Genomic DNA, 14,293 nt, shown 5'->3' with positions numbered 1-14,293 from the left:
ATTGTTTTCGGCGTCTGTGTTTTGAATCTTTGTTGCGATTATTGCCGAAACGATTTGGCATTTGTATTTCCGTTGGCGTGCGTCCAAAGAGCAGCAAGGATTGGAGTTCATCATCAGCGCAGAACCACGCATTAACGACGAGATACGCGTTTCCAAGGTACGCCTGATCGGCCCGAACAGCGAGCAGGTCGGGGTCATCGCGACCTCTGTCGCATTGAATCTGGCCAAGGAAGCGAATCTCGATTTGGTTGAGGTGGCGCCGAATGCGGATCCTCCGGTGGCCAAGCTTATCGACTATGGCAAGTACAAGTACAACGAGAAGATCAAGCAGCGTGAGGCGCGTCGCAACCAGAGTGCGGCCGAGATCAAGGAAATCCGTTTCCGTTTGAAGATCGACGAGCATGACTTCGAGGTCAAGAAGAGCCATGTCATCCGCTTCCTCCAGGGCGGCGACAAGGTCAAGGTCACCATCATGCTGCGCGGCCGCGAGCAGTCCCGCCCGATCGGTGGCGTGGAGCTCTTGCAGCGTCTGGCTGACGAGGTCTCCGAATACAGCACCATCGAGTTCTACCCGAAGCACGAAGGACGCAACATCTTCATGACCTTGGCCCCCAAGGGCAAGAAGGTTCATGCCAAGTCCGAGCAGCGCCGTCGCGGTGCCGACACCCGTGCCGACCGTCAGGCCCGCCAGAAGGCGAGGCTCGCGGCCAAGGAGAAGGAAAAGGCTCAGGAAGCCGGCCAGGCCAAGGCCGCGGTCAATGAGATCAAAGCCGCTGAATCCTCCGCTCCTGCAAAGCCTGCGAAAGCTGCTGGAAAGCCCGCTGCCAAGGCAGCGCCGAAGGCCACCAAGTCTGTGGCATCCGCCAAGTCGGATAAGCCGGCAAAAGCCGCCAAATCTGCCAAACCGGCTGCAAGTGCCGCAAAGCCTGCCGCCAAGCCGAAACCTGCGGCTTCGGCCAAACCTGCAAAGCCCGCGAAACCGGCCAAGCCGGCACCAAAGGCAAAGAAGTAACAACAAAAATTTTTGTGCCGGTCGATGGCAACGTCGGCAGGCACAGGGCATCGGAGTATGAATTCGATATCCGCAAATAAATAGGAGGGCAGCAATGCCGAAGATGAAAACCAATTCCGCCGCGAAAAAGCGCGTCCGCGTCACCGGTACGGGCAAGCTCATGCAGGCTGGCAGCGCCATGCGCCACAACCTTGAGCACAAGTCCGCGCGCAAGCGCCGCAACCTCTCCCGCGACCAGGTGCTGGCCACGTCGCAGAGCAAGAACATGCGTAAGCTGCTCGGCCGCTGAAATCGGCTTGGTATACAAGGGTTAATAGGTTTATAGAAAGCTAGAGGAAACAATATGGCACGTGTCAAGCGCGCAGTGAACGCTCATAAGAAGCGTCGCGTCGTTTTAAAGAGGGCTTCGGGTTACCGTGGCCAGCGCTCCCGTTCGTATCGTCGTGCGAAAGAGCAGCTGCTCCATTCATTTAACTACAACTTCCGCGACCGCAAGGCGCGTAAGGGTGACTTCCGCAAGCTGTGGATCCAGCGTATCAACGCCGCCGTCCGCGCTCAGGGCATCACCTACAACCGCTTCATGCAGGGCCTGAAGCTCGCGGGCATCGAACTCGACCGCCGCGCGCTTGCCGAGCTCGCCGTTTCCGATCCGGACACCTTCAAGACCATCGTCGACAAGGCGAAGGCCGCGCTGCCCAAGGACGTCAACGCCCCGGTGGCCGCCTGAGCATTCGCTTCATTGGTGTTTCGCCGTTCGCGCCGGTTTGCGCGAATGGGCGTCAGTCTTCAAAAGTCCCGCTTTTGCGGGGCTTTTTGCTTATCCGGGTCGGGGTCTGTGAAGTCGAGATCGGCTCTTGATGTATTGTATGATCGTATTTCGTTTTGGGCATATTGCCGTTTCGCAGCCCATGGAATTCAATGGCTGAATGCCGATTTTATGCTGCAATTGCACAATTCAGCGGTGAATGATGCTATGTTAGCGGTATGACATACGACGGTTGGCCGAACGACGGAGGCGGGATTCAACGTGACGAATTGCGCAATCCGTTGATTGACCATGCCGTCAACCGGCAATGGGAAGGGCCTTCCTTTGCCGAAGCGATGACCGACGGCAAACGTCGTTCCATGGTGATTCGCCGCAAACGCCGTATGATTTCCGCGCTGAAAGCCCTGGTGGTCCTGCTTGTTCTCGCCGCGGTCGGATTGGCCTTGTGGCTGCCGGCCAACCAGTATGTCAACGCACGCCGGCAGGAGGCGCAGGCCGTCGCCGCCCTGAACCGCGTGCAGAAATGGCCCCGCGGGCAAATCGCCAGGGAGCTCGAACAAGCCCGGCGGTACAATGCGAAAATCGCGGCAAGCGGCCAGAACTCTTTGGGGGAGTTTCCCGATCCTTTCATAACCGGTTCTGGGAAGAACGACGAGAAGAAGAACGTCACCCAGTCCGAGCGTGATAGCAGCTATCAATCGTTGCTCAATGAGGGCGGCGGCGTGATGGGGGTCATCCAGATTCCCAAGATTTCCCTGAAGCTGCCGATTTATCACGGTACTTCCGACGCGGTGCTCGACAAGGGCGTCGGTCATCTCTACGGCACCAGTCTGCCAGTGGGGGGCTCTTCCACCAATGCGGTGCTCACTGGGCATCGCGGCAGGCCCAATACGCTGTTGTTCACCAGGCTCGATCAATTGCACACCGGCGACGTCGTTTACTTGAATACGCTCAACCATGTCATCGGTTATCAGATCACGTCGATTCATGTCGTCGACCCGCACGACACGCATCTTTATACCGTCGTGCCGGGCAAAGACCTGCTCACGCTCATGACCTGCACGCCTTACGGGGTCAACACCCAGCGGCTCGTTCTCACCGCCGAGCGACGTCCGATTCCCAAAGCCATCCCATATCCCGATGACGCCCAGGGCGACGCTTTGCTTGCGGGAGGGGTCGTCATTCTTGTCTTGTCGGCCTTTGGCATCGTCCTGCTGGCAATCCGGCAACGCCGTCATTGGCCGGTCCGGCATGGCAGGCGCTAGCCGGAAGCGTTTTTCGGTGTCAGGTTTCGACCTTTCATGACTTCCATGGGCGGTTGGAGCGAGTCGCTTATTGCCTTGAGAATAATTTTTGTTTCAATGGATTATCGCCCTGTTCCGGGACGAACGTCAACAACCCGAAACCTTATATATGGCCTTTTGGGGCAGCAAAACAGAATTGCATATATCGTTCGATACCCGCTTTTAGTTTATGCAAAATATCATTCATATTGTGCAATATGGTCATTTTGATACACCGGAATACTACCGGATGCCTTACGCTTGGTAATGCAAGCCGGTGGCAATGGAGAGCCGGTACACATCACACTGAGACGGGCGGTCATTATGGTCACCAAGGCGAAGCAAACCAGACAGGGGAAGGCGGTATGGTGCGCGCTGTGCGCGATAGCCATCACGCTGGCCCCGCTGCTTGGCGCCGTGTTCACCTCGCCGCTCGCCGCGGTGACGGCCCAAGCCGACGAACCCGGAACCCAAGCCGTGGAACCCATCGATTACAAGCCCAAGCTTTATAAGATGCTGGGCTACAACAAGCAGATCGACACCTCGGAAGACGAAATACGCATGGACTTCGTGCTGCGTGTGGCCCATGGTCAGATCAACACCAACGCCGCCGACAACACCAAGGGCGAGATCGCCAGCTGTGCGACGGGTGTCTCGCCGACCGGCCGCAGCTGTGGTCTGAAGCTTATGTATGACAAGCATGGCACTTCTTCCGGCGGTCTTGACGAACTGAAGTACATCAGCACCATGGCCGGAGGCCTCGCCACAGCCGTCGGAGCCGCGAAATGGGCGAAGAACGTCGCCGACAGTTATACCATCCATTCGCTGATTCAGAACGGTGCATACGACTACCTGAGCATCTCCATCGAAGGCGATGCCGTCTACGACAATGGTCCCGACAAGACGGTCCTCGGCGGTGTGACCATACAGCAGTATATCTACGCGGAGGTCAAGGCTCCCGGTGCCACGTCGTTTACCGGCAGTCGCGTCGACTCACCCTACGTCACCAACATCGCCGCCAACTATCCCGCCAAACTCTATAACGGTTCCTGCGACTCCAGCGGATGCAACGGCCCGCGTGCCTTTGTCGGCTACGATGGCATTCCGGCCATGACCGGCGGCGGCCAGCCGAACTGGGGCATGGTCACCGACAACGGCCTGGCGATCGGCAGCTTCTCGTTGGGTGACGGCTGGGCCCCGCCCAAAACCTTCTTCACCTATTGGTACAATCCCTCCGGCTCTTACCCCTGTTCGAGGGTCAGCGACTACTACTTCCAGTGGCTTGCGCTCAAGAACGGCAAGGATTGGGTGCCTGTCAGCGATCTGACGCCCAAAGCGCAGCCGGTGTGGCAGGTCTCCCGCAACGGGGATCCGACGAGTGGCCTGTACGGGGTCAACGTAAACGGCGCCTTCAATTCCCCTGCACTGCTTGACCAGCACATCATCTCTTTACAGGGTCCGCTTGGTACGCCAAGTCCCGCGCAGTTGGCCGATGGTTCAATCAACTTCAAGAAAGCCAAGGATACCCAGGGTCTCGACGGCTACTTCAAGCTGGTCACCTGGCCGGTCACTACCAACGCTGACGGCTCCACCACCGGTTGCGCCACGCCCGCCAACAAAAGCGTCTACAACCCGCTGACCGATTACCCCAACGGCGTCACCGAAGGCATGACCTCCAGCGAGATCGATTCCATCATCAGCACCGGCTGGACCATCGACACCGCCTACTACAAGTACACGCTGCCCGTGGTCGACCCGCCTGTGATCACCACGCCCGCAGATAACGCCTATTCTCCGACCACGCACCCGACCATCGAGGGCACCGGCATCCCCGGCCACATCGTCTATCTCTACGCCGAGGACCCGAGCAAGCCGATCGTTTCCGGAAACCCCGACGACCCCGATACCCGCGGGCGTTATGTCGGGCAGGCCACCGTCGACGGCAATGGGCACTGGTCCATCGTCGACAACGACAACGCCGTGAGCAACGGGCAGGTGAGGTATCACGCCTGGCAGACCGAGCAGGACAGCGGCTCCGAAATCGCCTCGATCTTCTCCATCATCCAGACGGTGAAGTTCGGCGTCGACCCGGCTCCGGTGGTGAACCCGGCGATAACTGTACCGCACACGAAACGCGCGGAGAACGGCCAGCTTCAAGCGGGTGCCAAGGTGCATATCTCCGGCACGGCGGTGCCGTACGTCGCCGGTGACACGCTTAAGGTCTACGCCAGCCACGCCACTGCAGGCAACGTTGCCGCCATCGCCTCGACGCCGCCGTCCGAAAGCGATCTGATAGGCGAGTGCACGCAGACGCTGAGCGCGGCCGGTTCGCAGAACTGGGCCTGCGATGTGAGCCCCTCATACTTCCTTGACCAGGCCGCGAGCGGCGAGACCTATCTCTTCCGCGCCAAACTCGTCAACACAGCCGGCGTGGAATCCGGGTTCTCCACCGATACCACGGTGGTGACGGTCGATATGACCTCCACGCAACTTGCCATCTTGGATACTTCTGATTTTGAGACCCTGCGGGGAACGGGTTATCGACTGCCGACAGGCAGTGCCGGTGATACCGCCGCGACCATCACCGTCAAGTGGCCGGACAACTCGCAGAGCACCACAACGGTCGACGGCGATGGAACATGGTCGGTGGCCGTGCCTTCGGGCATGACGACTTCCGGCACGGTCTATGTCACCGCCGACGACACGCAGACCAACGAGGCCGGATGGGTCAGCCGTTATCTGGATGTCTCGCCGCCGGTGAAGTCCCTTCCGTTCACCGGCGATCACAGCTCGACGGTACCGATCGTTGCGGGAATCGTGGCGGCGCTGCTCACCATCGGATTCGGCATCTATCTCTATATCGGATACGCAATGAAACAAGGAAAGGCGGGCAACGATCCCTAAACCGATGGCGAGGACGTCACCGACGGGATGGCGGGTTCTCAAGACCTGCTGCCCGTTGGCCTTCGGGCTGGTGGCCCGGCGTCCGTTAATCTTGCAATACGTAATACAATAACCAAAACCGATAATAACAATGATGTAAAAACAGTAAGGAACAATCATGAGAGTCCCTCAAACAATCAAGCGAATCGTCGGCGGTGCCGTCGGCGTCGCCGCCCTGGTGGCCCTGGCCATCCCGGGTACGGCGAACGCGACACCCACGCAAATCACCGTCAATACCGGCGCGACTGCCGACCTGACCATCAAGGCCAGCAGCAACGCGCAGATAAACGGCCATACTTTCAAGGCCATTCGTCTTGCCGCGTATACCAATGCCACCGCCGACGGAACCAAGCTGGGCTCGGTTTCCGTGGCTTCCAACAACGCTCCTACCGGTGTCAAAACAGCTTTGAACGCCGCTTATACGGCAGTCGGCGGGGCGCTTCCGGTCGCATACACAAACAATGTGATGGGTGCCGTGGCTTCTCAATGGCTGGGCTTCCCGGTAACGACCGCGCCGAATTCGGATCCGACCTCAAACGATCCCGATCATGCCTATGCCGGCAAGTTGCGCGACTTTGCCACCAAGCTTGTCGCCCAGCAAGGTATCAAGGATGCGCTGGCGGACATCCCGACCAACCATTCCGAACGTATGGTCACTGTCACCTCGACGACTGCCACCACTGCCAAGTTCACCGCAGTGGGCACCGGCATGTATCTGATCGTCGATACGACCGCGAGCAACGGCGGCACGGTGTCGAGCCTCGATACGCCGGCCTCCATCCCCATGATTGTAGGCACCGAGCTGGTTGACAATTCCGCCAATCACTATACTGAATTTACCGGGGACGCCACCGACATCAAGCTGGGCGAGGTCAATGTCAAGAACAACACGCCCACCATCGCCAAGCAGCTGGTGAGCCCTACCGCGGCCGGTGAGGTTTCGATTGGTTCCATTGTTACCTACAGAATTGTCGGCAGCGTGCCGTTGACCACCGGTTTCGATCATTACAAGTACGTGGTCACCGATTTTCCCGGCGCGGGTCTGACCTTCAACCCCGCTTCCGTAAGCATCGATCTGGGCCTGACCCATGACGGGGCGGTCACCCACACCATGACTTCCGGCGTGGATTACACGGTTGCCGGACCCACCGCTCCCGACGGCCATATCACCTTCAACCTTTCCCCGGGCATCCGCGGGTTGAGCCCCGATTATTACGGGCAGGTCATCCGTATCCATTACACGATGACGGTCAACAACGACGCGACCAGTGGCGCGACCAGCAACGTGTCCAACGGCATCAAGCTCAACTATTCCAACGATCCGTCCGCCCAACCCGGCGACGACAATGGCAATGGCAATCTTGACCCGAACAATCCCGCCACCGAGAACGAGATCGACGACAACGACCCCGGCACCCAGGTGCACGTCTACTTCTACGGCTTCACCCTTGAGGACGTCTCCAAGAACAATCCGAACGACAAGCTGGCCGGCGCCAAGTTCAACGTCATCGATCCGAACACCGGCAGCCCCATCCTGTTCCTCAAGCTTGGCGAAGGCAACTACAAGCGGGCCATGAGCCCGAGCGATTCGGGAGCGACCCCCGACCTGTTTTCCTCCGACGGTACCGCCGGCGGCTTGAATGCCCCCAAGGGGCAGGTGAAGATCGACGGTCTGGGGGCGGACACCTATCAGGTCAATGAGGTCGGCGTGCCTCCCAGCTACTCCGACCTCTTCAAGTCCGAATTTGAAGTCACGATCGATGCCACGACCCCGACCGACGAGACCTACAGCAACACCGGGTCCACTTGGGGGCTCGTCACCGCCGGAACCTGGGGCCACGCCGACGCGACGAGCCATGTGATCACCGTCAGGGAAGTCACCTCCTTCACCCAGCTGCCGATGACCGGCGGCGCGGGGGCCATCCTGATCGGCCTCGTCGTCATCGTTCTGCTCGGCACTGCGGGTGCGATCTACATTTACACCCGTCGCGGCGAGAAGTCTCTGAGCCAGGAGGTCTGAGATTAGCTGATTTCTTAGCTTTCTGATTTGACGAAAACCTGCGCAGCTCACATGCGTCGTGACAAACGGCGTGTGAACTGCACAGGTTTTGCTTTAGGATCCAAATTGCGTCTCTGAGATGGGTTCCAAAATGGTTGGACGCACACTATAAAAGTGTTTTAAAATCAATGCGGTAAGATTCCATTTTTCATTCCGTTGCCATGTCAAAGGCGCAGAGCCAATTTTTGAGACATAATTTGGCCGAAGTGCGGTTTCCTTTTACCGTTATGTAATACATAGATTATGTAATAAATGAGCAGCATATTCAGGTCGTGTTTGTTATGATGCTTTTGGCAACCAATCGCAAAGTCGCCTAATGAAGCGAAAATGGAACCATGAACGGATCGGGCGCGAAATCGAAAATGCAATCCGACATTTCCTCACAGGCGGAAACAGGTACGAAATCCGCTACGGATGGCGCTGCTGGCGATTCGGACGCGCTGCTTGGCCAGTTTCTGGCGCATATCGACGTGGAGCGTGGGCTGGCGAAATCCACGGTGAAGGCGTATGCGGCCGATATTCGCAAGTACCTCGGGTGGCTTGATGCGCGGAATATCAAGGATTTGGCTGACGTTACCAGCCACGACGTCGAGGCGTATGTCGCCGCGCTCGACGAGGCGGGGGAGAGCGGGCGCAGCAAGGCCCGACGGCTCGCCAGCGTCCACGAGTTTCACAAGTTTGCGCTGCGGCAGGGCGCGGTGGCCGACGACGTTTCCGCTCGGGTTAAGGCGCCGAAGGCGAGCGGGCACTTGCCGGACGTGCTGAGCGTCGACGAGGTCGCGCAGTTGCTGGACGCGGCTTCGATGGGTGGCTCCGACGACCCGGTGGTGTTGCGCGACAAGGCGCTGCTGGAGTTCATGTATGCCACCGGCTGCCGCGTCTCCGAGGCCGTCGGCGCCGATCTGAACGATGTCGACACCGACGAGCGGGTGGTGGTTTTGACCGGCAAAGGCTCGAAGCAGCGGCTGGTGCCGTTGGGGGAGTATGCCATCAAAGCCCTACAACGCTACGTTTCGTTGGGACGCCTGCAACTTGAGGCCAAGGCGAAAGGCGGCAAGGAGCGTCGCGCGATTTTCCTCAACAAACGCGGCAGGCGCATTTCACGGCAATCGGTCTGGGAAGTCGTCAAGGCGGCAGGTGAACGTGCGCATATCGACAAGCCTCTGCATCCGCACACGCTCCGCCATTCCTTCGCCACCCATCTGATCCAGGGCGGTGCCGACGTGCGCACGGTGCAGGAGCTTCTGGGCCACGCCTCGGTGACCACCACGCAGATCTATACCCACGTCAGCCCCGAAACCCTTATCGAAACCTACCTGACCGCCCATCCTCGTGCGCGGTGATGCGATCGTGAAGGCAGCCTGCTCTCTCGGTTCGCTCCCCGACTCCGCGTGCGGCGGCTTGTGACGATGTGATGAAACTCAGGATTTCAGCGTCAAAAGCCTGATTTCCCTCGCGTGTCCGACGCGGTTGTGTTGGTAGGAATAGTCCGTTGTATTGGTATGCGGATGGATTAGGATAATTATCGGTATTGCGTAGCGAAGAGGCGGGAGAGTGTGATGGCGAAGAAAAATACGAAGTCTCGCGGGGTCAAAAACGAAAACCGGGCCAGAAACGGAAGCAGCGAAACTGGTCAAAAGCCCAAAAACCGGTATCGCGACGGCGGATTCAGCAAGGAGCGGTGGCTCGGCGAGGAACAGCCGAAACGTGTGGTGCAGGGAAAGTTGCCACTGCCGGGTACCGTGCATGTGCCGCCGGTCAACGATGACGGTGCCGGACATCCAGACGGTTCAAAATCTGTTGTCCAAAGCGTGAACAGGCCTGTTGATAGCATGAAAGACATGCCTACCGATCTTCTTGGACGAAAATATGAGACTTTTCCTGCGCCGAAACCGCTTGACCACCATGGCCCGGCGCGCATCATCGCGATGTGCAACCAGAAGGGCGGTGTCGGCAAAACCACCAGTTCCATCAACATCGGCGGCGCACTGAGCCAATACGGCAGGCGCGTGCTCATCGTCGACTTCGATCCGCAGGGTGCCGCCAGCGTCGGCCTCGGCATCAACGCGAACACCGTGGATGCCACCATTTACAACGCGTTGTTCGACCCGTCACTCGACGTTCACGACGTGGTGCAGCATACCGATTTCGAAAACCTTGACATCATTCCCGCCAATATCGACCTTTCCGCCGCCGAAGTGCAGCTGGTGACCGAAGTCGGCCGTGAGCGCATTCTCTCCAGTGTTTTGGAAGGCGTGCGCGACGAATACGACGTCATCATCATCGACTGCCAGCCTTCGCTGGGTTTGTTGACCGTCAACGCGCTTGCCGCAGCAGATGGCGTGATCATCCCCGTTGCCGCGGAGTTCTTTGCGTTGCGAGGCGTGGCGCTGCTCATGCAATCCATCGAAAAGGTGCGCTCGCGCATCAACCCGCAACTCGAGGTCTACGGCGTGCTCGTGACGATGTATACCGCCACCCTGCACTGCGAGGAAGTCCTGCAGCGCATCTACGAGGCTTTCCAGGACAAGGTCTTCCATTCCGTGATTTCCCGTTCCATCAAACTGCCTGATTCCAACGTCGCCGCCGCGCCGATCACGATTTACGCGCCGAACCACAAGACGGCCAAGGAATACCGCGAGACCGCGCGTGAGCTCATCGCCCGTGGCATCGTGGAGTAGGATTTCTTGGCCCGTTTTGATATGAAGATATCGGATCCAGCAAGATTATTATATGTATTACGTAAGTGAGGCGTCATGAACGCAGATGAGCCAAGTGCTCCCGTTGATGACGTGAAAGCAAACCGGGAGACGGCCGGTGGTCCGCGTGTTGAAAACACGGTCGGGCTGAGAGCGGATATGGGTTCGGCTGCTCAGGGCGATGCGAGCGGTGCCGTGCGCGATACGGACGGTATGCGCGCGCTCGCCAAGACGGATTCCGATGATGAAATTTCGCAAAGACCTGAAACTACAGGTTTTTCGGTCAATCTTGCCGTCTATTCCGGACCGTTCGACGCCCTGCTGACGATGATCGCCAACCGCAAGCTCGAGCTTACTGAAGTCTCGCTTTCTGCCATCACCGAGGAGTTCATCGAATACGTACGCGGCCTGAACATGGCCCGTGACATGGAGCAGGTCAGCGCCTTCCTCGACGTCGCCTCCGTTCTGGTGGAGGCCAAAAGCGCGGCGATTCTGCCCGGCGACGAAAACGGCGAGCGCGACGAGCAGAGCATGGAGGCCCTGCGGGAAAGGGATTTGCTTTTCGCTAGGCTCGTGCAATACCGCGCGTTCAAAAGCGCCGCCAACGATTTCCGTGAACTGTTCGCAGCCAATTCCGGCCGTTTCCCGCACCCTGCCTTCACCGACCCTGCCATCGCCGCGATGCTCCCGGAGCTGGCGTGGACGCTTGGCCCCGACGACCTGGCGAAGATCGCCGTGAATGTATTCCTGAACGCTCCGGCCGATCAGGTGCGGCTCGATCAGCTGCACGTCCCGCAGGTCGATCTGAAACAGCAATCGCAGGTGGTTCGCGACCGCTTGCGTGCGCTGGACGATGGGGGTTCGATGACGTTTGCCGAACTGACGGCAGACGCCAAGAGCACGTTGGTGGTCGTCGCGAGATTTTTGGCGATTCTGCTCTTTTTCAAGCAAGGAGTATTACAATATAAGCAGGCCGGTCCGTTTGAGGATTTGCATTTACGATGGATACCAGGTGCCGATGGTGGGGACGACGCCGTGGAAGTGAACGAAGGTGATTTCGCATGAGCGAGACCAATGTTATGGCTGAAAACGGCGTGGAATCGACGAGTGGGGAAGTCCGCCACGCCATCGGTGCCGATACTGATATGAACGAAATAAAAATCTCCGATACTGATAACTCCTCATTGAATGAAGCCTCCAGCGAAACCAATGATACGGATCAACAAAGGCAATCCGCTTCCGCTCAAGGTCCTGATGCTGCCCCGACGCGGCCGGAATATGTGGACTTTTCCGTTGAGGATTTTCCCGGCGGTTTGGAATCCTGCCTTGAGGCGATTCTGATGGTCGCCGACCAGCCGCAGCAGGCCTCCGATCTGGCGCGTGTGTTGGCGGTGGATGAAGACGAGGTCACCTCGGCGTTGAAATCGATGCAATGCGAATACGACGGCGACGAATCGCGTAACCTTGCCCCTCGTGGCTTCGAGCTGCGTCACACCGCTCGTGGCTGGCAATACGGCAATCGGGCGATCTTTGAGCCGGTCGTCTCCGCTTTCGTCACCGACGGCCAGATGGCCCGGCTTTCCCAGGCGGCGCTTGAGGCGCTCGCCATCGTCGCCTACAAGCAGCCGATCACCCGTGCCCAGATCGCGGCCATTCGCGGTGTCAATTCCGACGGGGTGGTGCGTGCGTTGAGTGTGCGTGGGCTCGTTCGCGAGGAAGGTGCCGATCCCGATTCCCGTGCGGCGCTTTTGGTCACCACCGGGCTGTTCCTTGAGAAAATGGGCCTTGAATCCTTGGATCAGCTTCCGGAACTGGCTCCGTTCATGCCGGCTGCCAGCGATGTGGTCAATCAGGCCGAAAAGGGTTCTGTACCAGTAGCTGAATAAGCAAAGATCAAAGTGTGAGGGAAGTCATAGTATTTTAATTATAGTCAAATTGACTATAAGTGATATGTTGAGGTTGTCGATGTCGACACCGGCATCGTTGTTGTCTCGATGAGTCGTTGCGTTTCTTGTAACAAGGGCTCAGGAAAAGAAGAAGGACATAATGACAGCTCAACAATCCACACAGGGGAAGGCACAGGCTGGGAAGTCTAAGACCCTGACCCGCAACGAGCGGCTTGACAGATTGCCGTTCAACAAGGCGCACCGCAAACTGTTGATCGCCTCCGGCATCGGCTGGGCGTTCGATTCGATGGACGTCGGCCTCGTCTCGTTCGTGGTCACCGCCATTGCCAAGGACCCGCATTTCGCGCTCAATCCCTCGCAGAAATCGTGGGTGCTTTCCATCGGCTTCGTCGGTATGGCCATCGGTGCGGCGCTCGGCGGCTATCTCGCCGACCGTATCGGACGCAAGAAGGTCTTCACCTACACCCTTATTATTTACGGCCTGGCCGATGCGCTGATGGCCGTGTCCTGGTCGCTGCCGGTGTTGCTGATAGCCCGCCTGATCATCGGCCTCGGTCTTGGCGCCGAGCTGCCCGTCGCCTCCACGCTCGTCAGCGAGTTCTCGCCGGTCAAGCAGCGTGGGCGTATGACCGTCCTGCTCGAATCCTTCTGGGCCGTCGGCTGGATCGTCGCCGCACTCATCGGCTTCTTCGTCATCCCGAACACCGGCGACTGGGGCTGGCGCTGGGCGCTCCTGATTGGGGCAATTCCGCTCTTCTATGCCATCGTCACCCGCACGCAGATCCCCGAATCCGTGCGGTTCCTCGAGTCCAAGGGGCGTGAGGACGAGGCCGAGCAGGCCGTCCGTTACTTCGAAAAGGCCAGCGGTGTCGCGCCTGTGCCGTCCCCGAACGGCGAACCGTTGCCCAAGGTCCCCACCAGCGCCCTGTTCGGCCACAAGTATCTCGGACGCACCATCGCCATCTGGCTGACCTGGTTCTTCGTCAACTTCTCGTATTACGGTGCGTTCACTTGGATGCCGTCGCTCCTGGCCGACCAGTTCGGCTCGCTCACCAAATCGCTGGGCTATATGCTCGCCATCACCATCGCCCAGCTGCCCGGCTACTTCCTCGCCGCATGGTTGGTCGAGATCTGGGGCCGCCGCAAGACGCTGAGCATCTTCCTCGCCGTCTCCGCCGTTGCCGCCTTCCTCTTCTCGCAAGCCTCCAGCGTGGCCATGGTGCTAATCTTCGGCATGCTGCTTTCCGCCGCGAACCTCGGCGCTTGGGGCGTGCTCTACGCCGTCACCCCGGAGATCTATCCGACCCGCCTGCGTGGTGCCGCCGCCGGTGCCTCCGCCGCGGTCGGTCGTATTGCCGCCATCGTAGCGCCGCTTTTGATGCCGTGGTTCCTCACCATGTCCGGCGGCAACAAGGCCGTCGCCTTCGTGGTCTTCGCCGTCGCATTCATCCTGGCCTGCGTCTCGGCCCTCGCGCTGCCGGAACTGACCGGCAAGGAGCTTGAAGACTGATTTCTCGCCGCACAAGTCGGCATATAGGTTTTGTGAAACCCTGAAATTCCGGGGATGTCAAAAACCTATATGCCGACTTGTGTGTATTTATCGCCGTCTTGGTAGTCTCAAGGC

At 58.9% G+C, this 14,293-nt stretch carries 10 protein-coding genes and 1 pseudogene; all 11 read left to right on the top strand.

Annotation, left to right across the window (positions count from 1 at the left end; translation table 11 throughout):
* Positions 1 to 100: 100 nt before the first annotated feature.
* Positions 101 to 763, top strand: a pseudogene (gene infC, locus OZX67_RS06650) (translation initiation factor IF-3); the annotation flags it as partial.
* Between the two features lie 343 nt (positions 764 to 1,106).
* Positions 1,107 to 1,301, top strand: coding sequence for a 50S ribosomal protein L35 (rpmI, locus tag OZX67_RS06645; RefSeq protein ID WP_277141911.1), 195 nt, complete (start codon positions 1,107 to 1,109; stop codon positions 1,299 to 1,301).
* Between the two features lie 54 nt (positions 1,302 to 1,355).
* On the top strand, positions 1,356 to 1,739 hold the full coding sequence (rplT, locus tag OZX67_RS06640) for a 50S ribosomal protein L20 (RefSeq protein WP_277141910.1): 384 nt from the start codon (positions 1,356 to 1,358) through the stop codon (positions 1,737 to 1,739).
* A 257-nt stretch (positions 1,740 to 1,996) separates the two neighbouring features.
* Positions 1,997 to 3,043 (top strand): class C sortase, encoded by a 1,047-nt coding sequence (locus OZX67_RS06635; protein ID WP_277141909.1) that lies wholly within the window; start codon positions 1,997 to 1,999, stop codon positions 3,041 to 3,043.
* 342 nt (positions 3,044 to 3,385) lie between these two features.
* Positions 3,386 to 5,965 (top strand): hypothetical protein, encoded by a 2,580-nt coding sequence (locus OZX67_RS06630; RefSeq protein ID WP_277141908.1) that lies wholly within the window; start codon positions 3,386 to 3,388, stop codon positions 5,963 to 5,965.
* Positions 5,966 to 6,122: 157 nt separating this feature from the next.
* Entirely contained in the window at positions 6,123 to 8,024 is a 1,902-nt protein-coding gene (locus tag OZX67_RS06625) for an isopeptide-forming domain-containing fimbrial protein (protein ID WP_277141907.1), read from the top strand.
* Positions 8,025 to 8,398: 374 nt separating this feature from the next.
* The gene (gene xerD / locus OZX67_RS06620) at positions 8,399 to 9,406 is read left to right on the top strand and encodes a site-specific tyrosine recombinase XerD (protein WP_277141906.1); all 1,008 of its coding nucleotides are present in this window, start codon (positions 8,399 to 8,401) and stop codon (positions 9,404 to 9,406) included.
* Between the two features lie 498 nt (positions 9,407 to 9,904).
* Positions 9,905 to 10,744, top strand: a complete 840-nt coding sequence (locus OZX67_RS06615) for an AAA family ATPase (protein ID WP_277144993.1) — start codon at positions 9,905 to 9,907, stop codon at positions 10,742 to 10,744.
* A gap of 231 nt (positions 10,745 to 10,975) precedes the next feature.
* Positions 10,976 to 11,827: a ScpA family protein gene (locus tag OZX67_RS06610; protein ID WP_277144991.1), complete on the top strand. Its 852-nt coding sequence runs from the start codon at positions 10,976 to 10,978 to the stop codon at positions 11,825 to 11,827.
* A gap of 215 nt (positions 11,828 to 12,042) precedes the next feature.
* The gene (scpB, locus tag OZX67_RS06605; RefSeq protein WP_277144989.1) at positions 12,043 to 12,648 is read left to right on the top strand and encodes an SMC-Scp complex subunit ScpB; all 606 of its coding nucleotides are present in this window, start codon (positions 12,043 to 12,045) and stop codon (positions 12,646 to 12,648) included.
* Positions 12,649 to 12,808: 160 nt separating this feature from the next.
* Complete coding sequence (locus OZX67_RS06600; protein WP_277141905.1) at positions 12,809 to 14,179, top strand: MFS transporter; 1,371 nt, start codon at positions 12,809 to 12,811, stop codon at positions 14,177 to 14,179.
* Positions 14,180 to 14,293: the final 114 nt, after the last annotated feature.

The organism is Bifidobacterium sp. ESL0728 (assembly GCF_029392015.1).
Taxonomy (GTDB): Bacteria; Actinomycetota; Actinomycetes; order Actinomycetales; family Bifidobacteriaceae; genus Bifidobacterium.
This window is presented reverse-complemented; position numbering and strand designations above follow the sequence as displayed.

Bases quoted from the DNA above. Each gene is read 5' to 3' on its own strand.
- rpmI (WP_277141911.1), top strand. From the start codon at position 1,107: ATGCCGAAGATGAAAACCAATTCCGCCGCGAAAAAGCGCGTCCGCGTC.
- rplT (WP_277141910.1), top strand. From the start codon at position 1,356: ATGGCACGTGTCAAGCGCGCAGTGAACGCTCATAAGAAGCGTCGCGTC.
- OZX67_RS06635 (WP_277141909.1), top strand. From the start codon at position 1,997: ATGACATACGACGGTTGGCCGAACGACGGAGGCGGGATTCAACGTGAC.
- OZX67_RS06630 (WP_277141908.1), top strand. From the start codon at position 3,386: ATGGTCACCAAGGCGAAGCAAACCAGACAGGGGAAGGCGGTATGGTGC.
- OZX67_RS06625 (WP_277141907.1), top strand. From the start codon at position 6,123: ATGAGAGTCCCTCAAACAATCAAGCGAATCGTCGGCGGTGCCGTCGGC.
- xerD (WP_277141906.1), top strand. From the start codon at position 8,399: ATGAACGGATCGGGCGCGAAATCGAAAATGCAATCCGACATTTCCTCA.
- OZX67_RS06615 (WP_277144993.1), top strand. From the start codon at position 9,905: ATGCCTACCGATCTTCTTGGACGAAAATATGAGACTTTTCCTGCGCCG.
- OZX67_RS06610 (WP_277144991.1), top strand. From the start codon at position 10,976: ATGCGCGCGCTCGCCAAGACGGATTCCGATGATGAAATTTCGCAAAGA.
- OZX67_RS06600 (WP_277141905.1), top strand. From the start codon at position 12,809: ATGACAGCTCAACAATCCACACAGGGGAAGGCACAGGCTGGGAAGTCT.